This window comes from Aestuariivita sp., from assembly GCF_021404545.1.
Lineage (GTDB): Bacteria > Pseudomonadota > Alphaproteobacteria > Rhodobacterales > Rhodobacteraceae > Aestuariivita.
Genome location: NZ_JAAWWD010000004.1, coordinates 37,960 through 63,653 on the forward strand (window position 1 = coordinate 37,960; position 25,694 = coordinate 63,653).

Annotated in this window: 25 protein-coding genes; 18 read left to right on the forward strand and 7 right to left on the reverse strand. The window is 60.4% G+C overall.

The features are described from left to right. Window positions 1–45: 45 nt before the first annotated feature. From HEP69_RS03420 to HEP69_RS03435, 4 genes are read left to right on the forward strand one after another with little or no spacing between them, the layout of a single operon-like run. Window positions 46–1,980, forward strand: a complete 1,935-nt coding sequence (locus HEP69_RS03420; RefSeq protein ID WP_290557118.1) for an extracellular solute-binding protein — start codon at window positions 46–48, stop codon at window positions 1,978–1,980. Window positions 1,981–1,998: 18 nt separating this feature from the next. Then, window positions 1,999–3,084 (forward strand): microcin C ABC transporter permease YejB, encoded by a 1,086-nt coding sequence (locus HEP69_RS03425; protein WP_290557119.1) that lies wholly within the window; start codon window positions 1,999–2,001, stop codon window positions 3,082–3,084. A 3-nt stretch (window positions 3,085–3,087) separates the two neighbouring features. Next, on the forward strand, window positions 3,088–4,194 hold the full coding sequence (locus tag HEP69_RS03430; RefSeq protein WP_290557120.1) for an ABC transporter permease: 1,107 nt from the start codon (window positions 3,088–3,090) through the stop codon (window positions 4,192–4,194). Beyond that, the gene (locus tag HEP69_RS03435) at window positions 4,191–5,771 is read left to right on the forward strand and encodes an ABC transporter ATP-binding protein (protein ID WP_290557121.1); all 1,581 of its coding nucleotides are present in this window, start codon (window positions 4,191–4,193) and stop codon (window positions 5,769–5,771) included. The genes HEP69_RS03430 and HEP69_RS03435 overlap by 4 nt, the downstream gene beginning before the upstream one ends. A 161-nt stretch (window positions 5,772–5,932) precedes the next feature. On the opposite strand, the gene hemN is transcribed toward HEP69_RS03435, so the two are convergent. Next, window positions 5,933–7,288, reverse strand: a complete 1,356-nt coding sequence (hemN, locus tag HEP69_RS03440; RefSeq protein ID WP_290557122.1) for an oxygen-independent coproporphyrinogen III oxidase — start codon at window positions 7,286–7,288, stop codon at window positions 5,933–5,935. A gap of 63 nt (window positions 7,289–7,351) precedes the next feature. On the opposite strand from hemN, the gene fnrL reads away from it, so the two are divergent. Next, complete coding sequence (gene fnrL, locus HEP69_RS03445; RefSeq protein ID WP_290557123.1) at window positions 7,352–8,092, forward strand: transcriptional regulator FnrL; 741 nt, start codon at window positions 7,352–7,354, stop codon at window positions 8,090–8,092. A gap of 244 nt (window positions 8,093–8,336) precedes the next feature. Here fnrL and HEP69_RS03450 read toward each other — a convergent pair whose 3' ends face one another. Continuing rightward, entirely contained in the window at window positions 8,337–9,176 is an 840-nt protein-coding gene (locus HEP69_RS03450; protein ID WP_290557124.1) for a universal stress protein, read from the reverse strand. A gap of 206 nt (window positions 9,177–9,382) precedes the next feature. Between HEP69_RS03450 and ccoN the strand changes: the two genes are divergently transcribed. From ccoN to ccoP, 4 genes are read left to right on the forward strand one after another with little or no spacing between them, the layout of a single operon-like run. Next, window positions 9,383–10,990, forward strand: a complete 1,608-nt coding sequence (ccoN, locus tag HEP69_RS03455; RefSeq protein WP_290557125.1) for a cytochrome-c oxidase, cbb3-type subunit I — start codon at window positions 9,383–9,385, stop codon at window positions 10,988–10,990. Window positions 10,991–11,005: 15 nt separating this feature from the next. Beyond that, the gene (ccoO, locus tag HEP69_RS03460) at window positions 11,006–11,731 is read left to right on the forward strand and encodes a cytochrome-c oxidase, cbb3-type subunit II (protein ID WP_290557126.1); all 726 of its coding nucleotides are present in this window, start codon (window positions 11,006–11,008) and stop codon (window positions 11,729–11,731) included. 15 nt (window positions 11,732–11,746) lie between these two features. Then, window positions 11,747–11,932, forward strand: a complete 186-nt coding sequence (locus HEP69_RS03465; protein WP_290557127.1) for a cbb3-type cytochrome c oxidase subunit 3 — start codon at window positions 11,747–11,749, stop codon at window positions 11,930–11,932. Further along, window positions 11,929–12,795, forward strand: coding sequence for a cytochrome-c oxidase, cbb3-type subunit III (gene ccoP, locus HEP69_RS03470; protein WP_290557128.1), 867 nt, complete (start codon window positions 11,929–11,931; stop codon window positions 12,793–12,795). Before HEP69_RS03465 ends, ccoP begins: the two co-directional genes overlap by 4 nt. A 99-nt stretch (window positions 12,796–12,894) precedes the next feature. On the opposite strand, the gene HEP69_RS03475 is transcribed toward ccoP, so the two are convergent. Beyond that, a complete protein-coding gene (locus HEP69_RS03475; protein ID WP_290557129.1) occupies window positions 12,895–13,449 on the reverse strand; it encodes a cysteine hydrolase family protein in 555 nt (184 codons plus the stop codon). Continuing rightward, window positions 13,449–13,613, reverse strand: coding sequence for a hypothetical protein (locus tag HEP69_RS03480; RefSeq protein WP_290557130.1), 165 nt, complete (start codon window positions 13,611–13,613; stop codon window positions 13,449–13,451). The genes HEP69_RS03475 and HEP69_RS03480 overlap by 1 nt, the downstream gene beginning before the upstream one ends. Window positions 13,614–13,713: 100 nt before the next feature. Here HEP69_RS03480 and HEP69_RS03485 point away from each other — a divergent pair, with 100 nt between their 5' ends. From HEP69_RS03485 to ccoS, 5 genes are all read left to right on the forward strand, one after another. After that, window positions 13,714–14,589: a LysR family transcriptional regulator gene (locus HEP69_RS03485; RefSeq protein ID WP_290557131.1), complete on the forward strand. Its 876-nt coding sequence runs from the start codon at window positions 13,714–13,716 to the stop codon at window positions 14,587–14,589. 112 nt (window positions 14,590–14,701) lie between these two features. Then, a complete protein-coding gene (gene ccoG, locus HEP69_RS03490) occupies window positions 14,702–16,135 on the forward strand; it encodes a cytochrome c oxidase accessory protein CcoG (RefSeq protein ID WP_290557132.1) in 1,434 nt (477 codons plus the stop codon). Between the two features lie 3 nt (window positions 16,136–16,138). Continuing rightward, the gene (locus tag HEP69_RS03495; RefSeq protein ID WP_290557133.1) at window positions 16,139–16,597 is read left to right on the forward strand and encodes a FixH family protein; all 459 of its coding nucleotides are present in this window, start codon (window positions 16,139–16,141) and stop codon (window positions 16,595–16,597) included. A 6-nt stretch (window positions 16,598–16,603) separates the two neighbouring features. Continuing rightward, a complete protein-coding gene (locus HEP69_RS03500; RefSeq protein ID WP_290557134.1) occupies window positions 16,604–18,781 on the forward strand; it encodes a heavy metal translocating P-type ATPase in 2,178 nt (725 codons plus the stop codon). A gap of 5 nt (window positions 18,782–18,786) precedes the next feature. Next, complete coding sequence (gene ccoS, locus HEP69_RS03505) at window positions 18,787–18,945, forward strand: cbb3-type cytochrome oxidase assembly protein CcoS (protein WP_290557135.1); 159 nt, start codon at window positions 18,787–18,789, stop codon at window positions 18,943–18,945. Between the two features lie 70 nt (window positions 18,946–19,015). Here ccoS and HEP69_RS03510 read toward each other — a convergent pair whose 3' ends face one another. Both HEP69_RS03510 and HEP69_RS03515 read right to left on the reverse strand, forming a co-directional pair. Continuing rightward, a complete protein-coding gene (locus HEP69_RS03510) occupies window positions 19,016–20,410 on the reverse strand; it encodes a serine hydrolase (RefSeq protein WP_290557221.1) in 1,395 nt (464 codons plus the stop codon). A gap of 283 nt (window positions 20,411–20,693) precedes the next feature. Next, entirely contained in the window at window positions 20,694–21,392 is a 699-nt protein-coding gene (locus HEP69_RS03515; protein WP_290557136.1) for an HAD family hydrolase, read from the reverse strand. A gap of 115 nt (window positions 21,393–21,507) precedes the next feature. Between HEP69_RS03515 and clpS the strand changes: the two genes are divergently transcribed. The 4 genes from clpS to hemF are packed head-to-tail and all read left to right on the forward strand — an operon-like array spanning window position 21,508 to window position 24,613. After that, complete coding sequence (gene clpS, locus HEP69_RS03520; RefSeq protein ID WP_290557137.1) at window positions 21,508–21,828, forward strand: ATP-dependent Clp protease adapter ClpS; 321 nt, start codon at window positions 21,508–21,510, stop codon at window positions 21,826–21,828. A 9-nt stretch (window positions 21,829–21,837) separates the two neighbouring features. Beyond that, a complete protein-coding gene (locus HEP69_RS03525; RefSeq protein ID WP_290557138.1) occupies window positions 21,838–22,818 on the forward strand; it encodes a class I SAM-dependent methyltransferase in 981 nt (326 codons plus the stop codon). Between the two features lie 40 nt (window positions 22,819–22,858). Then, window positions 22,859–23,659, forward strand: coding sequence for an SDR family oxidoreductase (locus tag HEP69_RS03530; RefSeq protein ID WP_290557139.1), 801 nt, complete (start codon window positions 22,859–22,861; stop codon window positions 23,657–23,659). A gap of 60 nt (window positions 23,660–23,719) precedes the next feature. Continuing rightward, window positions 23,720–24,613 (forward strand): oxygen-dependent coproporphyrinogen oxidase, encoded by an 894-nt coding sequence (gene hemF, locus HEP69_RS03535; protein ID WP_290557140.1) that lies wholly within the window; start codon window positions 23,720–23,722, stop codon window positions 24,611–24,613. A gap of 74 nt (window positions 24,614–24,687) precedes the next feature. Here hemF and HEP69_RS03540 read toward each other — a convergent pair whose 3' ends face one another. Next, the gene (locus HEP69_RS03540; protein ID WP_290557141.1) at window positions 24,688–25,632 is read right to left on the reverse strand and encodes a fatty acid desaturase family protein; all 945 of its coding nucleotides are present in this window, start codon (window positions 25,630–25,632) and stop codon (window positions 24,688–24,690) included. Window positions 25,633–25,694: the final 62 nt, after the last annotated feature.

Sequence of the window (25,694 nt, forward strand, 5' to 3'; positions counted from 1 at the left end):
AGCAGAAAGGCCGGTAAAGGCCCCCGACACAACAGGAAGAGCCATATGACCCGATCCCGTGCCCTCGCGCGCCGCACGTCTCAAAACCCTTTGCTCAGTTTCGGATTTGTCTGTCTGTCATTCGTGTTGATGTCAGCGATCATGGTCCGGGCAGAGGATGCAGCGCCAGACGAGGTGATCGTCAGCCACGGCTATTCCTTCTATGGCGATCTGACCTACCCGGCGGATTTTCCGCATTTCGCCTATGTGAACCCGGATGCACCGAAAGGGGGAGAGGTCTCGATGCCCTTCGTGGGCTCTCTCGATTCCCTCAACCCCTATAACGGGCGCGGACGCGCGCATCTCTTCTCGATTATGCATTACGAAAGCCTGCTGGGCGAAGCGCCGAGCCAGGTCGCGGTGCCGGCCGATGTCTATGCCGAGCTTTACTGCCTGCTTTGTGAACGACTCGAGTACCCGGTCAGCAAGGAGTGGGTGATCTTTTACATGCGCCCCGAGGCCCGGTTTTCGGATGGCAGCCCGGTGACCGCGCATGATGTCGCGTTCAGCTTTGAGCTGATCACCACCCAAGGGTTGCCCAGCTATGCCCAAGCCGTCAGCCAGCGCGTGCCCGAGATAGAGGTGATCGACGATTATACTATTAAGTTCTACTTCCAGGAGGGGATTTCCCGCCGCAGCCTGGTCGAGGTGGTCGGCGGCGTCCCTGTCTGGTCCAAGGCCTGGTTTGAAGAAACCGGAATCCAACTCTCCGAGACATGGACACAGCCTCCTCTGGGGTCGGGTCCCTACATCATAACAGAGCATGACTTGTCACGGCGGATCGTGCTGGAGCGGCGCGACGATTACTGGGGCAAGGATCTGGCCTTCAATGTCGGGCGCAACAATTTCGACCGCATTCGGCTGGAGATCTTTTCGGACAACGCGGCCGCGTTCGAGGCGTTCAAGGCCGGCGAGTACACCATGCGTGTCGAAGGCGACAGCCGCAGATGGGCCACAGGGTACGATTTCCCCAAGCTGCGTGATGGCCATGTGATCAAGGCGGAACTGCCTGATGGGGCGCCTCCCGGGGCCACGGGGATCGTCTTCAACCTGGGCAGAACGGTGTTTCAGGACAAGCGTGTTCGCGACGCAATCGCACTGGCCTATAACTTTGAGTGGACCAATGAGAGCCTGCAATACGGTCTTTTCAGACAACGGACCTCGTTTTCAGAGAACTCCCCGGTCATGGCGGTCGGTGTGCCCGAGGGGACGGAACTGGAATTTCTCAAATCGCTTGGTGATCTGGTGCCATCAGACATGCTGACGTCGCAGGTGCGCATGCCGCACACCTCCGATCCCGACCGGCTCTTTGATCGCCGCAACGCGCGCGAAGCGATGCGTTTGCTGGATGAGGCCGGGTACAAGGTCGGGGCCGATGGCATGCGCACCACGCCGGATGGCCAACCGTTCCAGTTGTCATTTCTGTTCAGCGCAGCCTCCTCGGCCACGGGCAAGGCCATTATGGAGAACTTCATCTCCAACGTCCAAAAGCTCGGCGTGGGCATCCGCCTGGATGAGGTCGACACCGCCCAATACACCAAGCGCGAACGCGATCGCGACTATGATCTGGTCTTTGACAGCTACTCGCCTTTTCTGGGCACCGGCACCGGTCTGCCCCAGCAATTCGGGTCCGAGGCGGCCGAGTTTTCCTTGTTCAACCCCGCAGGCCTGGCCAGCCCGTTGATTGACGAGATCATGGACCGGTCTTTGAACGCGACCAGATTGGAAGAAGAGCAGGCCGCGCTACGCGCGCTGGATCGTGCCCTGCGCCATGAGTTCTTTATGATCCCGCTGTGGTACAAACAGGATCACTGGGTGGCGTATTACAACCAATACGAGCACCCCGAGACAATTCCGCCTTATGCCTTGGGTCATCTGGATTTCTGGTGGTACAACGCAGACAAGGCAGCAGCGCTAAGATCCGCCGGTGCACTGAGGTAAGAGCTGAGGACGGCCTTCATGGGCGCGTATATTCTGCGGCGGATGCTGCTGATTATCCCCACGTTATTCGGGATTATGCTGGTCAACTTTGCGTTGGCGCAGTTCGTGCCCGGTGGGCCGATCGAACAGGCGATTGCCCGGGCCCAGGGTCAGGGGGATGTGTTTGCAGGTTTTGCCGGTGGCGCCAATGATACCGGCCAGACCGAGGGCCTTGTCGAAAGCGAGTATGTCGGCGCGCGCGGCCTGCCGCCCGAATTCATCGAACAGCTCGAGCGGGAGTTCGGTTTCGACAAACCGCCAGTTGAGCGGTTCTTTAACATGATCTGGAACTATATGCGCCTCGACTTCGGCGAGAGTTACTTTCGGTCCGTCAGTGTGATCGACCTGATCATCGAAAAGTTGCCGGTGTCGATCTCTCTGGGGCTTTGGTCGACGCTGATCGCTTATCTAATCTCAATCCCGCTGGGCATCCGAAAAGCGGTGAACGATGGCAGCAGCTTCGACACCTGGACCAGTGGAGCGATCATCGTGGCCTATGCGATCCCGGGATTTCTTTTCGCGATTCTGCTGTTGGTTCTCTTCGCGGGCGGCTCGTACTGGCAAGTGTTTCCCTTGCGGGGCCTGACGTCTGAAAACTGGGAGGATCTGAGCCTTTTGGGCAAGATCGGCGATTATTTCTGGCATATTACCTTGCCGGTTCTGGCCTCGACCATCTCGGCCTTTGCGACACTGACGCTACTGACCAAAAACAGCTTTCTCGACGAGATCAAGAAACACTATGTGATGACCGCCCGCGCCAAGGGCCTCAGCGAGGGCCGCGTGCTTTATGGGCATGTATTCCGCAATGCGATGCTGATCGTGATTGCGGGATTTCCGGCGGTGTTCATCGGTGTGTTCTTTACCGGATCGCTGATCATCGAGACGATCTTTTCGCTGGACGGTCTGGGCCGCTTGGCATTTGAGTCCGCCGTTGCGCGTGACTATCCGGTGGTCTTTGGAACACTCTTTATCTTCGGCCTGATCGGTCTTGTGGTCGGAATTCTGTCGGATCTGATGTATGTGCTCGTGGATCCACGCATTGATTTCGAGCGGAGGGAGGGATAGCGCATGGCCCTCTCTGCCCTCAACGAACGCCGCTGGCGGAACTTCAAACGCAACAAGCGTGCACATTGGTCGCTGTGGATTTTTTCGGTGCTGTTCGGGCTGAGCCTTTTTGCTGAGTTCCTGGCCTACGACAAACCGATCCTCATCCGCTATCAGAACAGTTTTTACACGCCGATCTGGAGCTTTTATCCAGAGACCGCCTTTGGTGGCGATTTCCAGACCGAGGCCGTCTATCGCGACCCTGAGGTGCAATGCCTGATCATAACCGGTGGCCTGGATCAGTGCTTTGACGATCCCGACGGGTATATCCAAGACGCCCAGGACGGGATCGTAGAGGGTGAGGAGATCACGCGCGGCTGGATGATCTGGCCGGTGATCCCGTATTCTTATGATACACCCGTCGATCGTCCGGGTGCGGCGCCGTTGCCGCCAAACGGAGAAAACTGGCTGGGCACCGATGACACCAAGCGCGATGTGATGGCGCGTGTAATCCATGGTTTCCGGCTGTCGGTGGCGTTTACGCTGATGGTAACGGCCGCGGCCTCGATCATCGGGATCATAGCGGGCGCGGTGCAGGGGTATTTCGGCGGCTGGCTCGATCTGATCTTCCAGCGCATCATCGAGATCTGGACCGCGACACCCTTCCTGTATGTGATCATCATCATGTTTGCGATTCTGGGGCGAAGTTTCTGGCTCTTGGTCTTTCTCCTGGTCATCTTCAGTTGGACCGCCCTTGTGGGTGTGGTCCGGGCGGAGTTTCTGCGCGCGCGCAACCTGGAATATGTCCGCGCGGCCAAGGCGCTGGGCGTGGGCAATATGACGATCATGTTCCGTCACATGCTGCCCAATGCGATGGTGGCGACCCTGACCATGCTGCCCTTTATCGTCACAGGCACCATCGGCACGCTGGCCAGCTTGGATTTTCTGGGATTCGGCCTGCCCTCTTCAGCTCCGTCGCTGGGAGAGTTGACCTTGCAAGCCAAGGAAAACCTTCAGGCGCCCTGGCTGGCCTTCACCGCGTTTTTTGCATTTGCGATCATGCTGTCACTTTTGGTGTTTATCTTTGAGGGCATCCGTGACGCATTCGACCCAAGAAAGACCTTCACATGACCGCGCTTTTGACCGTCAAAGACCTCACTGTGGCGTTCCGCCAGGATGGGCAAATGACCCAAGCCGTGCGCGGGGTCAGCTTCAGCCTCGACCGAGGCGAGACCGTGGCGCTGGTGGGAGAAAGCGGGTCGGGCAAGTCGGTGACGGCTCTGTCGACCGTATCGCTGCTGGGCGACAGTGCCCAGGTTGCAGGCTCGGTCACCTATGACGGGCAGGAGATGATCGGTGCTGATGATCGCCAGTTGCGCCGCGTGCGTGGCAACGACATCAGCTTTATCTTTCAAGAGCCGATGACATCGCTCAACCCGCTGCACACCATCGAAAAGCAGCTGCGAGAATCGTTGGCGCTGCATCAGGGGCTGGTCGACGCAGAGGCACGGCTGCGTATTATCGAACTTCTGGAGAAGGTCGGCATTCGCGATGCCGAAAGTCGCCTGGGCGCATATCCGCACCAGTTGTCAGGCGGCCAACGCCAACGCGTTATGATTGCGATGGCACTGGCCAACCAGCCCGATATTCTGATTGCCGATGAACCGACCACCGCGCTGGATGTGACGATCCAGGCGCAGATTCTTGACTTGTTGGCCGATCTCAAGGCTGAGGAAGGAATGGGCCTGCTGTTCATCACCCATGATCTGGGCGTGGTGCGCCGGATCGCCGATCGGGTTTGTGTGATGAAAGACGGCGAGATTGTGGAAAGCGGCCCTACGGCAGAGATCTTCGCCAGCCCGCAACACCCCTACACACAAAAGCTGTTGGCGGCTGAGCCCTCCGGCGCCCCCCAACCGGTGCCCGAGGGCGCGGCCGAGATCATCACGACACAAAATCTCAGGGTCTGGTTTCCCATCCAGCGTGGATTTCTCAAGCGTACCGTGGGCCATGTGAAAGCGGTCAACGACACGTCCTTGTCGGTCCGCGCGGGCGAGACGCTGGGCATCGTCGGCGAGAGCGGATCGGGCAAGACGACGCTCGCGCTGGCCATTATGCGCCTGATCAGTTCTGATGGCGGCATCCATTTTCTGGAGCGCGACATCCGCCAATGGTCCACCCGGGATCTGCGCCGGTTGCGCAAGGATATGCAGATCGTCTTTCAGGACCCTTTTGGTTCCCTCAGCCCAAGGATGACCTGTTTTCAGATCATCGCCGAAGGGTTGAGCATCCACAAAGTCGACCCCGATCGCGATACGCGCGAGTTGGTGGCCGAGGCGATGGTGGAAACCGGGCTGGATCCTGCAGCGATGGACCGCTATCCGCATGAATTCTCGGGCGGGCAGCGCCAGCGCATCGCAATTGCTCGCGCCATGGTGCTCAGACCCAAGCTGCTGGTCCTGGATGAACCCACGTCGGCGCTGGATATGACCGTGCAGGTGCAGATCGTCACGCTCTTGCGGGATCTGCAGGAGAAATACGGGCTGGCCTATCTCTTTATCAGCCACGATCTAAAGGTCGTACGCGCCATGAGCCACAAGATGATCGTGATGAAACAGGGCGATGTTGTGGAATATGGTGACGCCGAAGCGCTTTTTTCCGCGCCGCAGATGGAGTATACTCAGACCTTGCTCAAAGCGGCCGGGTGAGGATCCCTGGGGGGCTCTGCCCCCGCGCTACGCGCTCCCCCGGGAATATTTAGGGCCAGAAGAAGCTGGGCAGTCTTACACTTCTTCTGGCCCTAAATATTCCCGGAGCGCGAGGCAGAGCCTCGCACAAGAATGCACTGCGCCGCAGGCGCTCATTTGGATCAGATGGCCGAGGAGTGTCCGGCTTTGCTGAGATCGTAGGCGTCAAAGACGCGGGCGATCATTCGGGTCAAGGGTCGCGCGTCATGAGGCAGATACAGGCCATCCTGTGTCAACTCCACCACACCTGGAAACGCGCGCATAACCTTGTCAAAGAGATCCTGCAGGTCGTGCGCGGACAGCCCGAAATCACGATGGATCTCCTCCGCGTCGATCCGGAAGTCGCACATCAGCGCCTCGATCAGGCGGGCCCTGAGTTTGTCATCACCCTTGAACGCATGGCCCCGCGACACCGAGAACCGACCATCGCGAATGGCGGCCACATGCAGACCGGTCGATGGCGCGTTCTGGGTATACCCTTGCGGGAATTTCGAGATTGACGAAGCGCCGACACCGATCAGCACGTCGGAGGTATCGTCGGTGTAGCCCTGGAAGTTCCGGCGCAGCCTGCCTGCGTCCAATGCAACCGTCAGCCCGTCATCGGGCCGGGCAAAATGATCAATCCCGATCTCGCGGTACCCGTCCCACATAAACAGGCGGCGCGCGGTATCGAAAAGCTCCAGCCGCTCCTCGGGCGTGGGCAGGGTATCGGAAGGAATCATCGTTTGCCGCCGCGCCATCCAAGGCACATGGGCGTATCCATAAAGCGCGACACGATCCGGGTTCAGCGACAGCAATTTCTGAACGCTTTCCGTCATCCGTTTTTTCGACTGGTTTGGCAGGCCGAAGAGGATATCGGCATTCAGGCTCTGGATCCCGCTGGCGCGCAGCATTTCCGCTGCATCCCTCGTTACGTCGAAGCTCTGGATCCGACCGATGATCTGCTGAATCTCGTCGTCGAAATCCTGCACCCCGATAGAAGCGCGGTTCATCCCCGCCGCCGCCAGGGCGTCGACACGCGCCTGATCCAGTTCATTGGGGTCAATCTCGACCGAGAACTCGTAGCCATCGGCCAATGGCGCGACCTCGGCGATCGTCCCGGCAAGGTCGGTCATCATCTCTGGTGTCAGGAGTGTCGGGGTCCCGCCCCCCCAATGGAGCCGCGACAGACTGACGCCCTCGGGCAGGGTTTGCGCAACCAGGGCAAGTTCCTGTTTGAGGGTCTTGAGGTACTCCGCCACCGGTTTGGCCGATTGCGTTCCCTGCGTCCGACATGCGCAAAACCAACACAATCGCCTGCAAAACGGGACGTGGATATAAAGTGAGACCTGTCCCCCAGCGGGAACTTGCGACAGCCAGTTGGTAAACTGGTTGGCCCCGACCTGATCATTGAAGTGCGGCGCCGTCGGATAACTGGTATACCGGGGCACCCGCGCGTCAAATAGCCCAAGCTTGGCCAATTGCGATTTTGTCCTCATGTGCTTAGTCTTAGACCAAGCGGAGGGGACTGTTCCTTGACGCAGATCAAGTTGGAAGCGCGCATGAATCTGAACCAGTCATTCTCTCAGGAGTGCTCGGATTGTCCAATCCGGCACCGGGCCGTTTGTGCGAGATGCGAGACTGATGAGCTCGCGCGGCTGGAGGAGATCAAGTACTATAGAACCTTCGAGGCCGGTCAGTCCGTTATGTGGTCGGGCGACAAAATGGATTTTGTCGGATCGGTGGTTTCGGGGATCGCCACGCTGAGCCAGACGATGGAGGATGGGCGCACCCAGATGGTGGGTTTGCTGTTGCCCTCGGACTTTGTGGGCAGGCCAGGCCGGGATGGGGCGGCCTATGATGTCGTGGCGACCACGGATGTGGTGATGTGTTGTTTCCGCAGAAAACCCTTTGAGGACCTGATGAACGATACGCCACATGTGGCGCACCGTTTGCTGGAAATGACGCTGGACGAACTGGATGCCGCGCGCGAATGGATGCTGGTCCTGGGCCGCAAGACCGCGCGAGAAAAGATCGCCAGCCTGTTGACCATTATCGCCCGTCGGGACGTGACGCTGAACATGAAAACCGGAACCGGCCAAGTGGTGTTCGATCTGCCGCTGACGCGGGAGGCGATGGCGGATTATCTGGGTCTCACGCTGGAGACGGTCAGCCGCCAGATCTCGGCTTTGAAGAAAGACAAGGTCATCGTGCTTGAGGGCAAGCGGCACGTGACCGTACCCGATATGGATCGGTTGCTGGAAGAGGCGGGCGATGACAGCGATGGTGGTGTATTGGGCTGAGGCATATCGCTGGAGATCGCCGGTCGGGTCTCTCTGTCTTTTTTCGCTGTGACGGGGCGTGTGCCCGGAACCTTGCGGGCGATGGGTACGTGTGACACCTAATCCAAGACAAAAACGCCAGTAGGATCAGTGCTTGAGCGCGGTCGGGCTGCGGGATGCGCAGTGATACTCGACCTGATCCGTAGATGGCCCGTGGGGCCTGACCAGAGGGCGCGGCAGAGCGAACCCATGCCGCGCCCAAGGGTCAATGGGCCATAAAGACAGGCACGGTGGCCTGCTCCAACATATTGCGGGTGGCCCCGCCGAGAATGGCCTCGCGGAACCGCGAATGCCCATAAGCACCCATCACAATCATATCGGCACCTTTGTCGACCACATGCCGGTTCAGTACGTCCGACACCCGTGGCATGGTCTTGGAGACGACATCGATCTCGCAAGAGACGCCGTGGCGCGCCAACATCTGGCTAAGCAGACCGCCCGGGTCGGAACGTTCGGGCCCATGTTGGGGCGGGTCAATCACCACAATGCGCACCAGCTTGGCCTGTTTCAGCAGCGGGAGTGCCGCACGGATCGCGGCCAATGCTTCGCGGGACTGGTTCCAGGCGACCAGCACCTGCGACGGGGCCGGGCAGGGCGCAACCCCATCCGGCACGACCAGAACCGGAGCATCTGCGTCAAAAAGCGCCGCCTCCACCAGCGGCTCCAATTCGGCACCCCGCTCGTCGCCATAGGGCTTTGGCAGAACGACGAGATCGGAAAACCGCGCATGCAGCGCCACATGCCGGGCGATATCTGCGAATGGTGTGACGCCGTCATCCGCCGACCAGCGGATATCGGATTTCGACAGCGTCTCTTTGGCCATTGCCAGCAAATCCGCGGCCTCTGCATGGGCGCGCGTCAGAGTTTCCTGCAAAATCAGAGCATTGGCTCCGGCATAGTAGTATCCTGTCTGGGTGCGATCAACGCCGAGGCACAATGCCTCGACATGCGCATCCTGGGCCGCGGCCAGCGCTGTGATGTGGTCCAGCGGCGCTTTGGCGGTGGCGGCGTCGGTGATCACTGTTAGCAGTGATTTGTAGGCCATGTCAGTAGTCTCCCCTGTTTGGAGCAATCTTAATGAACCGACATTAGGCACGCCTGCCGCGGACCATCGTTGATGCGCGTCAAAAGCTGCCATTGAAATGCTTGATTCAGATCAAGGCATTTGAGCTCGTATCGGGCGATCAAGCACCCAGTCTAATCCGTCCGGCGGCATTGATGAATCGCGCGGACATGACGAAGGGACGAAATATGTTGAACTATCTCAAGCTGATCGCGCTTGGCCTTATCACGCTGTTTGCGATGATTGGCGCCTCTTATGCGCGTGATCTGGCTTACCAGGTCCACATGATCCTGATCATGTTGGTGGCCGGTGGGCTGTTTCTATGGACACTGCGGCGCACGGATGAGCCTGTGTCCGCCACTGACCTGTCGTTGGAGTACAATGATGGCGTGATCCGCGCAGGCGTGATCGCGACGGCGTTCTGGGGGGTTATCGGCTTCCTGGTTGGCGTCGTCATCGCGTTTCAGTTGGCGTTTCCGGTGCTCAATTTCGAATGGGCGCAGGGCTTTCTGAACTTCGGGCGGTTGCGCCCGCTTCATACCTCGGCGGTGATTTTCGCCTTTGGCGGCAACGCTCTGATCTGCTCATCGCTTTATATCGTGCAGCGAACGTCTGCGGCACGGCTTTGGGGCGGCAACCTGGTCTGGTTCGTTTTCTGGGGCTATCAGTTGTTTATCGTTCTGGCGGCGACCGGTTACGTGCTGGGTGGAACGCAGTCCAAGGAATATGCCGAGCCTGAGTGGTATGTCGATCTGTGGCTGACCGTTGTCTGGGTGGCTTATCTGGCCGTGTTCCTGGGAACGCTGGTCAAGCGGAAAGAGCCGCATATTTACGTCGCCAACTGGTTCCTTTTGTCGTTCATCGTCACAGTCGCGATGCTGCACGTGGTCAACAACCTGACCATCCCGGTCAGCATCTGGGGATCGAAATCGATCATCCTGTGGCCTGGCGTACAGGATGCCATGGTGCAGTGGTGGTATGGCCATAACGCAGTGGGCTTCTTCCTGACTGCCGGCTTCCTGGGCATGATGTACTATTTCATCCCCAAGCAGGCCGAACGTCCGGTGTTCAGCTATAAGCTGTCGATCATCCACTTCTGGGCGCTGATCTTCCTCTATATCTGGGCGGGTCCGCACCATCTGCACTATACCGCGTTGCCTGACTGGGCCTCGACCTTGGGCATGGTGTTCTCGATCGTGCTGTGGATGCCCTCCTGGGGTGGTATGATCAACGGGCTGATGACGCTCTCGGGCGCGTGGGACAAGCTGAGGACCGACCCGGTGATCCGGATGATGGTGATCTCGGTGGGCTTTTACGGTATGTCGACCTTTGAGGGTCCGATGATGTCGATCCGCGCGGTCAACTCGCTCAGCCACTATACAGACTGGACCATCGGTCACGTGCATTCCGGCGCCTTGGGCTGGAACGGCATGATCACCTTCGGTGCGCTCTACTTCCTGGTGCCAGTCTTGTGGAAACGCGAGCGTCTCTATTCGCTTGGTCTCGTCTCCTGGCACTTCTGGCTCGCCACGATCGGCATCGTGCTCTACGCCGCGTCGATGTGGGTGACGGGCATCATGGAAGGCCTGATGTGGCGTGAAGTGGACGCGAACGGCTTCTTGGTGAACAGCTTTGCCGACACTGTGGCCGCCAAGTTCCCGATGTATGTGGTGCGCGGTCTGGGCGGGGTTCTCTACCTCACCGGTGCGATCATCATGTGCTATAATCTGTGGATGACTGTCAGACGGAGTCCGGCCAAAGAGGCCAGCCTGTCAACAGCCGTCCCGGCCGAATAAGGAGGGCCCGGACACATGGCACTTTTGGACAAACACAAGATCCTTGAGACCAACGCGACCCTCCTTCTGGTGTTCAGCTTTCTGGTTGTCACCATCGGGGGCATCGTTCAGATCACGCCGCTGTTCTATCTTGAGAACACGATCGAGGAAGTAGACGGCATGCGCCCCTACTCCCCGCTCGAACTGACCGGTCGGAACATCTATATCCGCGAAGGCTGTTATGTCTGCCACAGCCAGATGATCCGGCCGATGCGGGACGAGGTCGAGCGGTATGGCCACTACTCTCTGGCTGCGGAGTCGATGTATGACCATCCGTTCCAGTGGGGTTCCAAGCGGACCGGGCCCGATCTGGCCCGGGTCGGTGGCCGGTACTCAGACGATTGGCACATCGTTCACCTGCGGGATCCGCAATCGGTGGTGCCGGAATCGATCATGCCGAAATACGGCTTTCTGGAGCGGACAATGATCGAGCCGGATTACATCGAGGATCTGTTGCGGGCCAACCGGTTCGTGGGCGTGCCCTATACCGATGAGATGATCGCCAACGCGGCGGCGGACTTCCGGGCGCAGGCTGATGCCGACAGTGACTTTGACGATTTGCTGGAACGCTATCCGGGTGCGCAGGTGCGCAACTTCGATAGCCAACCTGGCATCTCCGAAGCGGACGCACTGGTCGCTTATCTGCAAATGCTGGGTACGCTGGTCGACTTTTCGACCTTCACCCCAGATGCAAGCCGCTAAGGGAGGGTCTGAAACATGGAAACCTACACGTTCCTTCGGCAACTGGCGGATAGCTGGTTCCTGTTGGCGATGTTCATCTTCTTCATCGGCGTCGTCATCTGGGTTTTCCGCCCTGGCAGCAGCAAAACGTATCGGGACACGGCAAATGTCGTGTTCCGGAATGAAGACAAACCGGCTGCGTCCAAGGAGGCAGATTCATGAGTAAGAAACCAGTACAGCAAAACAAGGACCCCGAAACCACCGGCCATTCCTGGGACGGGATTGAAGAGTTCAACAATCCACTGCCCAAATGGTGGGTCTGGGTCTTTTATGCGACGATCGTCTGGGGCATCGGATATACCATCGCCTATCCGGCGTGGCCTCTGGTCAACCAGGCAACAGCGGGTCTGCTGGGCTATTCCACCCGTGGTGAGGTGGCCGAGGATATTGCCGAGTTCGAGGCACAGAATGCCGAGATCAACGCACGCCTTGAAGGTGTCGAGCTGGCGTCGATTGGCGACGATCCCGAGATCTACAGCTTTGCGGTGTCCTCGGGTGAGGCTGTGTTCCGTACCTGGTGTGCGCAGTGTCACGGATCGGGTGCAGCCGGTGCGGTGGGTTATCCCAACCTTTTGGACGATGACTGGCTGTGGGGCGGCGACATGGAAGCCATCCACTATACCATCAGCCACGGTATCCGGAACGAGGAAGACTTCGACGCTCATTACTCGGAGATGCCGGCTTTTGGTGAATTGCTGGAACCTGAAGAGATCGTTCAGGTCGTGAACTATGTGCAGGTCCTGTCAGGGGGTCAAGCGGCCGATCCCAGCCAGGTGGAAGCCGGAGAGGTTGTGTATCTCGACCAATGCTCGGCCTGTCATGGTGAAGCGGGCGAAGGCGATATCTTCCAGGGGGCGCCGAACCTGTCGGACGCGATCTGGCTCTACGGCGGTGACTATGAGACGCTGATGGAGACAGTGACCTATTCGCGCTTTGGTGTGATGCCGCCTTGGCAAACCCGCCTGACCGAGGCGCAGATCCGCGCCGTGACCGCTTATGTCCACCAGTTGGGCGGCGGTGAGTAGCCAGGTCCGAACCAGATACTCCGGGCCGTGCAAATGGCCCGGAGGTGCAGCGCCGGTCTTCTGTTCTGTTCGCGCGTTTCCTAGAAGACCGGCGCTTTTCTATGCCATGGCCGTGATAATCTCACCCGTCGGCAGAACCCGCGCATAAGACATCTTCAATGCCGACAGAATGGTCGCCTGAACCTGGGATGCGGGCACGGTGACACCGTTCCAGTTGATCGCGCGGGCCGCGCAGGCATCCTGTGCAACCGTCACACCAAAGCCGAAATCCCGCGCGGCGCGGGCGGTGGCATCAATGCACATCTGGGTCATGGCCCCAGCAAGGATCACATGGGTGACTTCGGCGTCGTGCAGGCGTGTTTTTAGATCGGTTTCATGAAAACTGTTGGGTCGGTGTTTGTGGATCACCGGCTCATCCGCGCGAGGGCTAAGGTCAGCCACGATGTCGGCGCCCTTGGTGCCCGGGCGAAAGAACGGCGCCGTCGGCGAGGTGGCTTCATGCCGAATGTGAAAAACCGGCAAGCCCGTGTCACGGGCACGGGTCAGGAGGCCGCGGGCGCTCTGCACCGCGGCCTCCATCCCGTCGACCGGCCAATCACCATCGGGGAGATAGTCGTTTTGCAGGTCGACCAGGATCAGGGCGGACCGCGCCATCAAAGCCGGTCCAGGTCGATCCAGAAGGTGCGCCTCCGCAAGGGGCGCGTACGCCACCAGGCGGGCGCATCCCATTTCGGCACGTCGCGCACGCGGGTCAGGTGACCGGCCCGACAGTCGTTCTGCCGCGTGGTCATTAAAGTATGGGCGATAGCGTCAAGCATGTTCCTCATCCTCTGGTATGGTTCATATGGCTATATACTTGACGAAAAGACGCAAAGCTGCGACTCAATTAGAAATTCCGTATTTAAGCAAAGCTTACATATGAACTGGCACAGCCTGCCACCGCTACCTGCGTTGCGCGCCTTTGCGGCCTTTGTTGACACCGGATCCCTGACCGGCGCGGGGGCCGCGTTGAACGTCAGTCATGCGGCCATCAGCCAGCAATTGCGCGGGTTGGAGCGGCATCTGGATATCGCCTTGTTTGACCGGAGCGGACGGGCTCTGGACCTGACCGATGCCGGGCGGCTGTTGGCGGCGGCCACGACCGCCGGGTTTCAGCGTATGATCGAAACCATCGAAACGCTGACCGGAGCGGACGCGGATCGTCCGCTGCACGTGTCGACCACGCCCACATTCGCGGCGTCGTGGCTGATGCCGCGCCTGCCGGAGTTTCGCGCCGATCATCCCGATATCGATATCATGATCGATCCCTCGCCGCAGATTGTCACGCTTGAGCCCGGTGGGATCGACATCGCCATCCGCTATGGCCCCGGTGACTGGCCGGGGCTGGAGAGCGAGCGGCTTCTGACCTCGCCGATGATCGTCATCGCGGCCCCCTCGCTGATGGGGGATCGCAAGGTCGACAGCCCCGCCGATCTGACTGCCGCACCCTGGCTTGAGGAGCTGGGCACCTCCGAGGCGTCGCACTGGCTGGCCCGGCACGGGGTCGGTCCCGATCCTGAACGGCGCACCATCGCGCTGCCGGGCAACATGATGCTGGATGCCGCGCGCAACGGGCAGGGTTTGGCCGTCACCGTACGCAGCTTTGTTGAGGCTGATCTTGAGGCGGGGCGTCTTGTCGCACTCTTCACCGCGCAGGAGGGGGCGGGGTACCACATCGTCACCCGATCCGGCCTGCAACGCCCGCCTTTGCGCGCTTTTGTGCGATGGTTGCGCCGTCGGAAGGCAACCGACTAGGCGCGCCCAAAAGGTATCTGCACGATGCGCTTTTTGACCCATGTCAATGTTGGGCAGGGCATGGAATGAGACAACCGCACCCAACATCATACCCTCATCTGGAGTGAGTCTCTTGTCCGAAAGTTCGGAGCAGCCACAAAGTCTTTATGCAGCTCGAGAGCCCATCTTCCCCAAACGCGTCTCGGGGCAGTTTCGCAATCTCAAATGGATCATTCTTCTTGTCACTCTGGGGATTTACTATGTAACGCCCTGGATCCGCTGGGATCGAGGGCCAAGCCTGCCGGATCAGGCGGTATTGCTCGATCTGGCGCATCGCCGCTTCTATTTCTTCTGGATCGAGATCTGGCCGCATGAGTTCTACTTTGTCGCGGGCCTGTTGATCATGGCGGGGCTGGGGCTGTTCTTGTTCACCTCGGCCCTGGGACGGGTCTGGTGCGGCTATGCCTGCCCTCAGACGGTGTGGACCGATCTTTACATCCTTGTCGAACGCTGGATCGAAGGCGACCGCAACGCGCGGCTGCGTCTGCACCGTCAGGAAAAGATGGATTTCCGGAAGTTCCGGCTACGCGTCAGCAAATGGGCGGTCTGGCTGCTGATCGGTCTCGCCACGGGCGGGGCCTGGGTGTTTTATTTCGCCGATGCGCCGACCTTGCTGGTCGATCTGGTGACGCTGAACGCCCATCCGATTGCCTATACAACGATCGCCATCCTGACCGGGACCACGTTCTTTTTCGGTGGTTTCGCGCGTGAGCAGATCTGTATCTATGCTTGCCCCTGGCCGCGCATCCAGGCGGCCATGATGGACGAAGACACCATCACTGTGGCTTACCGCGAATGGCGAGGGGAGCCGCGCAAGCATTCCGAAGAAGTGGCCGACGGGGCCGAGCAGGGCGATTGCATCGACTGTATGGCCTGCGTGAATGTGTGCCCGGTGGGCATCGACATCCGCGATGGCCAACAGCTCGAATGCATTACCTGCGCGCTCTGTATCGATGCCTGCGACGAGATCATGGACAAGATCGGCAAGCCGCGCGGTCTGATCGACTATATGGCCCTGTCGGATGAGGATCTGGAACGCACAGGGGAGACGCCCCGTAACATCTGGAAACACATCCTGCGGCCACGCACGATCTTGTACACCGCGCTCTGGGCGGTGGTGGGCTTTGCTTTGATCTTTGCGCTGTTCATCCGTTCCGAAATCGAACTGACTGTCGCGCCGGTGCGCAATCCAACATTCGTGACCATGTCGGATGGATCCATTCGCAACACCTACGATGTCCGCTTGCGCAACAAGAACAACGACGAACGCACGTTCCGCATCTTTGTCAAAGGGCACCCGCAGTTGCGCCTGCAACTGGAAGGAACGCCCTATGAGGTGATCGACATCCCCGCCGAAGGCATGAGGTTGCAACGCGTGTACGTCGTGGCCCCTCCGGGATCGGATCCTTCGCTGGGCGAGCGGACAGATCTGCGGTTCTGGGTCGAGGATCTGACCAATGGCGAACGCGCCTTTAAAGACAGCACATTCTTTGGGAAAGGGAACTAAACCATGGCAACGCGCGAATTCACCGGACGACATGCGGTAATGGTTTTTGTCGGCGCATTCGGGATCATCTTTATCGTCAATTTCAGCATGGCCTATAATGCGGTCAGCACCTTTCCGGGGCTTGAGGTCAAGAATTCCTACGTGGCATCGCAGCAATTCGATGCCAAGCGCGATGCGCAGCTGGCGCTGGGATGGTCGGTGCGGGCCTATGCACGGGACGGCCAGGTTTTTCTGTCGATTACCGATGCAGACGGCGCGCCGGTTGAGGCAGCCGACCTTCAGGCGACTCTGGGCCGCGCCACCCACACAAGGGACGACATGACGCCCGATTTTGTCTTTGACGGCAAAACCTATGTTGCGCCCGCCACATTGGGAGAAGGCAATTGGAACATCCGCATGGTGGCCTTGGCCGATGACGGCACGGAGTTTACCCAGCGCGTTATCCTGCACGTGCGGAGTTAGGGGGCCGTGACCGCGCAATTGCCTCAGTCAGCGGCGGCCTGCCCGGGCTGCCTGGCTGCCCCTGCGCAGGCGGTCGAACTGCCGCCTGAGCCTGCTCGACTGGCGCTGTCGCTGCCCGGCATTCACTGTCAGGGATGCATCGCCGGAGTGGAGCGGGTCCTGAACGGTTATCCCGGCATCACATCCGCCCGGGTGAACTTGACGCTGAAACGCGCGATGATCGAGGCGGAGGCGGATGTAAACGCCGTCGATCTGCTGCCGGTTCTGGCCGATGCCGGGTACGAGGCGTATGAGCTGGACCCGGGCGCATTACGGGCCACCCAGACGGATCGCGCGGGCCGCGATCTGTTGATGCGATTGGCGGTGGCGGGCTTTGCGTCGATGAACGTGATGCTCCTGTCGGTCTCGGTCTGGTCCGGGGCGGCAGATGCGACACGCGATATGTTCCACTGGATCTCAGCGGCCATCACACTGCCGGCGATTGCCTTTTCAGCCCAGCCGTTCTTTCGCAACGCGTGGTCCGCGCTGAGGGCGCGCAAGCTGAACATGGATGTGCCCATCGTGCTGGCGATCGTGCTGGCCCTGGTGACATCGCTGTGGGAGACCGCCCTTTCGGGTAAGCACGCATATTTCGATGCGGCCATCGCGCTCACCTTCTTTCTGTTGGCAGGCCGCTATCTGGACTACCGGACACGGGCGGCGGCGCGATCGGCGGCCGAGGAGTTGGCCGCGCTTGAAGTGCCGCGCGCTTGGCGGCTGGTCAATGGCGTTGAGGCCGAGGTTTCCGTTGCCGATCTGGCCGTTGGCGATCTGATCCGGGTGCGTCCCGGCGGGCGCATGCCGATTGACGGTGTGGTTGAGGAGGGACAATCCGAGCTTGACCGGTCGCTCCTGACCGGAGAGACGCTGCCGGTCTTTGCCGAACCCGGGCAAGCGGTCAGCGCGGGCGAGGTCAACCTGACGGGCCCCCTGACGATCCGCGCGACAGCGGTCGGCCAGGAAACATCGCTGCATCGCATGGCGGATCTGGTGGCCATCGCGGAATCTGGGCGGTCGAACTATACGTCGCTGGCCGATAGGGCCGCCAAGCTCTATGCGCCAGGTGTGCATATCCTGTCGGCGCTCAGCTTTCTGGGCTGGTATCTTTATACATGGGACATGCGCACCGCGCTCAATATCGCCGCGGCGGTGTTGATCATCACCTGCCCGTGCGCGCTGGGGCTGGCCGTGCCTGCGGTGACCACGGCGGCTTCGGGCCGTCTGTTCCGCAAGGGGATGCTGATCAAGGACGCCACCGCACTGGAACGTTTGGCGGCGGTCGATACGGTGGTCTTTGACAAGACCGGCACCCTGACCGCCGGAGCGCCTGATCTGACCAATCTGGGCGATCACGGGCGCCGCGAACTGGAGGTGGCGCTGGCCTTGGCCGAGATTTCCGCGCACCCGCTGTCCCGTGCTCTGACGCAGGCCGCGCGCGAAGCCGGGATCAAACCGGCTGCGCTGACCGATATCACCGAGGTGCCAGGTTATGGCACGCAGGCCCTCTGGCAAGGACGCCGCGTGCGTCTGGGTCGAGGCGCCTGGGTCGGCGCCAAAGAGGCGACCGGTACCGTGGCTTGGTTGGGCATCGAAGGGGACGCGCCGCGTGCCTTTACCTTTACCGATGCCCTGCGGGCCGGTGCGGAGGAGGCTGTGGCCGCCCTGATTGCCGACGGCAAGGACGTTCTGCTGATGTCGGGCGATACGACCCATGCGGTCGAAGCGCTGGCCAAGCGTTTGTGTATCACCAAATGGGTGGCCGAGGCCCTGCCGGAAGACAAGGCCGCGCGTATCACCATGCTGTCCGAAGAGGGGCGGCATGTCCTGATGGTTGGCGACGGGTTGAATGACACGACGGCGCTTTCAGCGGCGCATGTCTCGATCTCTCCGGCCTCGGCCCTGGATGCAGCGCGTGTCGCCTCAGACATCGTGTTGCTGGGCACCGATCTCAAACCCATTCCCGAAGCATTGGGGGTTGCTGATCGCGCCGTGCGCCGGATCCGCGAGAACTTCCAGATCGCGACGGTCTATAACGTGATTGCCGTACCGCTGGCGGTCGCGGGCCTTGCCACACCGCTGATTGCGGCCTTGGCGATGTCGGCCTCTTCGATTACAGTGTCGCTGAACGCTTTGAGGTTGAGGTGATCTGAATGGAAGTGCTGGCCTATCTGATTCCGATCTCCCTGACCCTGGGCGCCGTCGGCCTGATCGGGTTTCTCTATACCGTCAGGTCGAACCAATATGATGATCCCGATGGGGACAGTCGGCGCATCCTCAGCGATGAATGGGATGACAGACCCAAACCCTGACGGGCAGAGCCGACGCGGTGGCGCCCAGCTGGCGCATCGCGGCCGCGTCTGATCTGCCAAGCCCGATGGATCAGCCTGGCCCGACCATGAAACAGCTGACGTTCCGCGCCTGAAGGCGGCGGCAGGCAAGATCGGCGCTTTCGCGTGTCATGCCATGGAAATTGGCATCGAACCCGCGCGGACCGCGAACCACCTTGCGCAGCGATCCATCCAGTGCCGACATCTCGGCAAGCGCGGTGCGCAGCAGCACCTTTTCGGCCTGATACCGGCTGGTATAGCGGCCCACATTGATGCCCCAGTGTTTGCCCCCGGATGTGGAGAGCCGGGTGACGACCTCGCGCTGGCTGTCATCCTGCGGGTCGACCTGCCCTGCCGCTGCTGCCACACGTGTCGTGGGCCGGGCCGCCGGGCGTGGCACAACAGCCGGAGAAGGCGCCGAGAGGCTGGCTGTCGATACCTGAGGTGTCTTGGCCTCTGCGATCGCTTCTGCGATCTCCTCACGCAGTATCGTTTCCTCGGCCTTGGCCGTCTCAACGATGGCTTGCGCCACAACAACCGGTTGCCCCGAGCCGGGGCGCAGGTGCGGCCGCAAGCTTTTCTGCACCGCGCCGCTGACGCGGATGGTCTTGCCCGCCGCCCCGTCCGCGCCGCCCGGTGTGCCTGCATAGACCGGAGGGGAGGGTTTGCGCAGCGGCGCGCGCGACGGTGCCCGACGGAACCCCAGATCGAGAAGTTCGGCCACCCGCGCATTGCGCGAGGTTGTGGATTTGCCGCCGAATACCGTGGCGATCACCCGCTCGTTTCCGCGCTGGGCCGAGGCAACGAGGTTAAACCCCGCAGCCCGTGTATAACCCGTCTTGATCCCGTCCGCCCCACGATAAGCGTCAAGCAGGCGGCGATTGGTGTTGCGCACTTCCTTGACCCCCGCATGGGTCGAGCGGCGCGAGAAAAGGTTGTAGTATTGCGGATAGTCATAGAGCATGCGGCGTCCCATGATTGTCATGTCGCGCGCGGTCGACAAATGCCCGGCTTCGGTCAGACCGTGGGCGTTCTTGAACGTGGTCCGGGTCATGCCCAGCGCCTTGGCCGTAGCGGTCATCCGGCGTGCGAACGCCGCTTCGCTCCCCGAAATGGCTTCTGCGATCGCGGTGGCCGCGTCATTGGCGGATCTGACCGCCGAGGCGCGGATGAGATAGCGGAGGGCGATTCGTTGGCCCGCTTTCAGACCGAGTTTGGAGGGCTGCTCGGCGGCGGCCTTCTTGGAGACACGGACTTTGGTGTCCAACGTGATCTCGCCATTCTTGACCGCCTCAAACGCGATATAGAGTGTCATCATCTTAGTAAGGGAGGCCGGATGCAATCGGGTGTCAGCATTGCGTGAATGCAAAACCTCGCCGGTGCGCGCATCCATGACCATGGCGGCATAGGGCGCTGCGGCCACACTGAGCGGCACGACGATACACATCCAAACCGCTGCGAGAAAAAATAGCCCCAGACGGGCCGACTTGATGGGTCGAACCTGCACGATGATTGCCTCTGTCTGCCTCATGCCGTCGGTTTTCCGACTGGCTTTTTTGCCTGCTGATCGGAAACCTAGCATAGGATGATGGCAAAAGAAAGTTACAAGTTGCAATGAGTTAGCAGGTTGCCGCCAGGTCCGAAGTCCAGATTTAGTAGCGGCGGATTATCTGCCCCCAAAACCGGCAATTGTGGCAATACGGTGGCGAGCGGCGCCTGTGGGCGCGGACTCACCCGATGTCGCGGATCAGGTCGGGCAGGGCACCCAGATCCGCCAGTTCGCGAAACCGGGGCGCGTTCATGGGGGCGGGCGCGGCTTCGATTTCCCATTCCAGACCATGCGGGACATGCACCCCCCAGCCGCCGATTTCGACCACCGGAACCACATCTGATCGCATGGAGTTGCCAACCATCATCGCCTGAGCAGCCCCATTGGCGTGGTTGGAGAAAATCCGGGCGTAGATGTCCGGTGTCTTTTCGGACACGATTTCTACCCCGTCAAACAGATCGCCCAGACCTGACTGCGCCAGTTTATGCTCCTGATGCAGCAGATCGCCCTTGGTAATCAGCAATACCTGGTGAGTGGCCGCTGCCGCCTCAACCGCCTCTCTTGCATGAGGCAGGATCTCGATCGGGTGACGCAGCATGTCCTGCCCGGCCTCCAGCAGTTCCGCGATCACCGAGGCAGGCACGCGTTTCTCCGTCACCTCAATCGCGGTTTCGATCATCGACAGGACGAACCCTTTGATCCCGTTGCCATAATGGCCCAAGTTGCGCCGTTCTGCCTCCAGCAACCGCGCCATCAGGTGATCGCTTTCGCTGTAGTCACGCAGCAGATCGGCGAACCGGTCCTGCGTCAGACGGTAAAAGCGTTCGTTGTGCCAGAGCGTATCGTCGGCATCAAAGGCGATGCAGGTCAGGTAGGTCATATTCGATTCTGTGCTGCGACGTCTTTTCTAATTCTTCACACGCGTTATATAGAGCACTCACAGAACCGACAGCACATTGGCGTGAATTTCCACGATGACAATGCGACCTTGGATCATGGCCGACGATAATGGCACCGACGATGACGCGTCGGTGATCACCGATGTGCGGCCCAAGACCAAGCGGCCGCCGCTCTATAAGGTTCTCCTGCTGAATGACGATTACACCCCGATGGAGTTCGTGGTGCATGTGTTGGAGCGGTTCTTTGGAATGACCCACGCACAGGCGTTCGAGGTGATGCTGACCGTGCACAAGAAAGGCGTGGCCGTGGTCGGCGTGTTCAGCCATGAGATCGCCGAGACCAAGGTCGGTCAGGTGATGGATTTTGCCCGCCGCCATCAACATCCGCTGCAATGCACGATGGAGAAAGAGGACTGATCCTCCCCAATGTCGCTCCGGTTATCGCTGGCACTTGATGCAGGCGGGCTGCGCCTGCCGGACGGGCCTGTCGCGGTGCTGCACCCCGCAGCCGAGGCGGATCTGTCCGCGCTGCCTTCGGATCGGCTGACGATTGTGCAGCCGTTTTATCCCGACTACGCAGTCTGGCAGGCGCGCGGATTCAGCTGTGCGCCGTCGCTGTCGGGACGCTTTGCTTCGATTGTGGTGTTTTTGCCGCGTGCCAAGGCGCGGGCGCGGGCGCTGTTGGCTGCTGCGGTGGCTGCGACCGATGGGATCGTGGTCGTCGACGGGGCCAAGACCGACGGAGTCGACAGTATCTTGAAAGACCTTCGGCAGCGGGTGACCGTATCTGCACCGATCTCCAAAGCCCATGGCAAGATTTTCTGGTTTACTTCTCCTGCGGATGGATTCGCGGATTGGGATGCCCGGCCCGGCTCCGTCGGGGAGTATGTGACCGCGCCTGGTGTGTTTTCGGCGGATGGGATCGATCCCGCATCGCGCCTGCTGGCAGCGGTACTGCCGGATGACCTGGGCCGGACTGTCGCCGATCTTGGCGCGGGCTGGGGGTTTCTGTCGGCAGAGGTGTTGCGCCGCCCGACGGTCGAAACCCTGCATGTGGTCGAGGCCGATCATGCCGCGCTGGCTTGCGCGCGGCTCAACCTCCCCGACCCGCGCGCGCAGTTTCATTGGGCGGATGCCCGGTCCTGGGTGTCCCCGGAGCCAGTGGACAGTGTTGTGATGAACCCACCCTTTCACACGTCGCGCTCTGCCGATACCGCCCTGGGGCAGGCGTTTATCGCGGCGGCGGCGCGGATGCTGGCACCGTCCGGCACGCTTTGGATGGTGGCAAACCGCCATCTGCCTTACGAAGCCGCCCTGCGGTCTGCATTCCGGGAGGGCGATGAGTTGGCTGGCGACAATCGGTTCAAGCTTTTTCGTGCGGCACGCCCCTCTCGCCCAGGCCGGTGAAACCCGCTAGGTTTGGATCTTAGACAAGGAGAGACTGCTCATGTCCTTTTCCATCGCCGGTAAGACCGCCATTGTGACCGGGGCCGCCAACGGAATTGGCCTCGCCATAGGGCGTCATTTCGCGGAGAAAGGCGCCAATGTCATGTTCGCGGATATAGATGAAAAAGGGCTCACTAAACAGTTGGGTGAGCAGGCCGAGGATGGTCATGTCCGGTACTTCGCCGGAGATTTGCGGGAAAAGCTGACGGTCGCCAATCTGCTGTCGGCGACCATCGACGCGTTCGATCAGGTGGATATTCTGGTGAATGGATCGCGCCAGGTGATGCCGTCGGACCCGCTGTCGCCGGACGATGATTCGGTGATTGAGCTGTTGAATCAGAATCTGGTGCCCGCGCTTCGGCTGACCCAGCTTGTCGCCAAGCGCATGATCAAACAGGCCGAAGGGCAGGACGAAGGGCAGGTTGGTGCGATCATCAACCTCAGCTCGATCGCCGCACGCCGTACGCATCCCGATCTCTTGGCGTATTCGGTCAGCTCGGCGGCGTTGGATCAGTTGACGCGGTCGATGGCCGTTGCCTTGGCTCCGCAGCGTATCCGGGTGAACGCGGTTGCCTTCGGTTCGGTAATGAGCGCGTCGCTGCGCGGGACGTTGAAAGACAATTCCAACTATCGTGACGATATCGAGAAGCACACCCCGCTGTCGCGCATCGCGGCTCCGGGTGAGCTGGCGGATGCTGTCCAATACCTTGCGTCGGAAGCATCCGGCTTCATGACGGGTCAGATCCTCACACTGGATGGCGGGCGCACCCTGCTTGACCCTGTCGCCGCACCTGCGCATTAACCGCTTTCGCCCATGGTTTGCGATGCGGTAGGCTGCACCGCATCTAGGGGAGACAGCCATATGACCGCACATTTTGACACTGAAAAGGCCACTGCCGCGGCGTGGTTCCGCCGCCTGCGCGATGAAATCGTTGCCGCGTTTGAGGGTCTGGAGAACAGTCATGACGTGGGTCCCCTGTCGGACCAGGCACCTGGTCGTTTCGAAGTGAGCGAAACGACGCGATCCGCTCCCGATGGGGGGGATGCCGGCGGTGGTCTGATGAGCGTGATGCGCGGCGGGCGTGTCTTTGAGAAGGTGGGCGTCAATGTTTCGACGGTCTATGGGACCTTGGGCGAGCGTGCACAGGCGGCAATGATGGCGCGCAAGGGGCTGCCGGGGATGAAGGACGATCCGCGGTTCTGGGCATCTGGCATCTCACTGGTGGCGCATATGCAAAACCCGCATGTACCGGCTGTTCACATGAACACGCGGATGTTCTGGACGCCCCACGCGTGGTGGTTTGGCGGCGGGTCCGATCTGAACCCATGCATCGAATATGACGCGGATACGGCGCACTTTCATGCCACCCAAAAGGCCCATCTGGATCCTCATGATGTAGCCCATTATCCGCGTCTCAAGGAGTGGGCGGATGAGTATTTCTTTGTGCCCCACCGGGGCCGCGCGCGGGGGGTCGGTGGTATCTTCATGGATGATTACTGCACCGAAGACTGGCAGGCCGATTTCGCTTTGACACAGGATATCGGGCGCGCGTTCTTGCCCGCATTCGTGCCGCTGGTGGAAACGCGGCGGGTGCAGGAGTGGAGCGAGGCCGACAAGGAGGCACAACTCGTCCACAGGGGGCTTTATGCGGAGTATAACCTCGTCTACGATCGCGGCACCAAGTTCGGACTGGAAACCGGGCATGACGCGAATGCCGTGCTGATGAGCCTGCCGCCCTTGGCCAAGTGGATCTGACGCGGCTCAGAAAATGACACATTTTCTGGCCAGTTTCTGTGTCAGAAACTGGTGCGCGGGATGGGTCGTGCGCCTTACACCGACCGCCAGCCCGCCGCGGCCAGCGCCTCGCCATAAGACCGCGCAACACGCATCCGGGATCCCAGCCCCTTTTCAACCAACGTCTTATGCATCTTCTTGAGGTTCCAGCAGGGCACGTGCATCACCATATGATGCTCAAGATGATAGTTCACCCAATAGGGCGCGACGAGCGCCCGTGCCACCGGCCCGGCCATCGTCGTGCGCACATTCCGCAGTGGATCGTCCGAGACCTCGGTGGCGCCATGTTCGGCGATATTGCGGATACGCAGCACCAGCTGAAACCAGGTGAGAAACGGCAACAGCCATAATGCCAGGCCCCACCACCACTCGCCCAAGATCCCGATCAGAACAACGATCCCCAAAAATACCGGCAGCGATTTCCACAGATCGCGCGCCTTGAACGCTTGGGCAAAATCCGAATTGGCGGCTTCGACCGCTTCGTCATCGCCCGCCAGCCGGATCGACATCATGATCTGGCCGACAAGCTGTTTGACGCCTGTCTGTCCGGTGAGATCCCGCAGGAACTTGCGCCTGAGCGAGGCATGGGTTGTCGGGAACTTCGATGACAGGGCCAGGTCCGGGTCCTTATCTGTCTGCGTGAACCGATGATGGGTCAGATGGTAATGACGATAGGCCGCCAACTCGGCCAGGATCGGGCGCCCACACAGCCACTCACCGACAAACTCATTGAGGCGGCGTGTCTTAAAGAGCGCGTTATGCGCCGCTTCATGCATCAGGATCGCCAGCCCCAGTTGGCGGGATCCGATCAGAACCACCGCCAAAACAAAGGTCAACGGATTGGGGAACCATGCAAAAATCGCGATGGACAGGGCGATCACGCCCCAGCAATGCAGGACAAGCCAGGCGCCCATCAGATCGGACCGCTCGGCCAGCGGGCGGATCTCATCGGTGGTCAGATAGGCCTTTCCAGGTGTCATCGCAGCCTCCCATCGAATGCGATGCACCAATGATTCCGTCCAGACCCATAGCTGTCAACAAA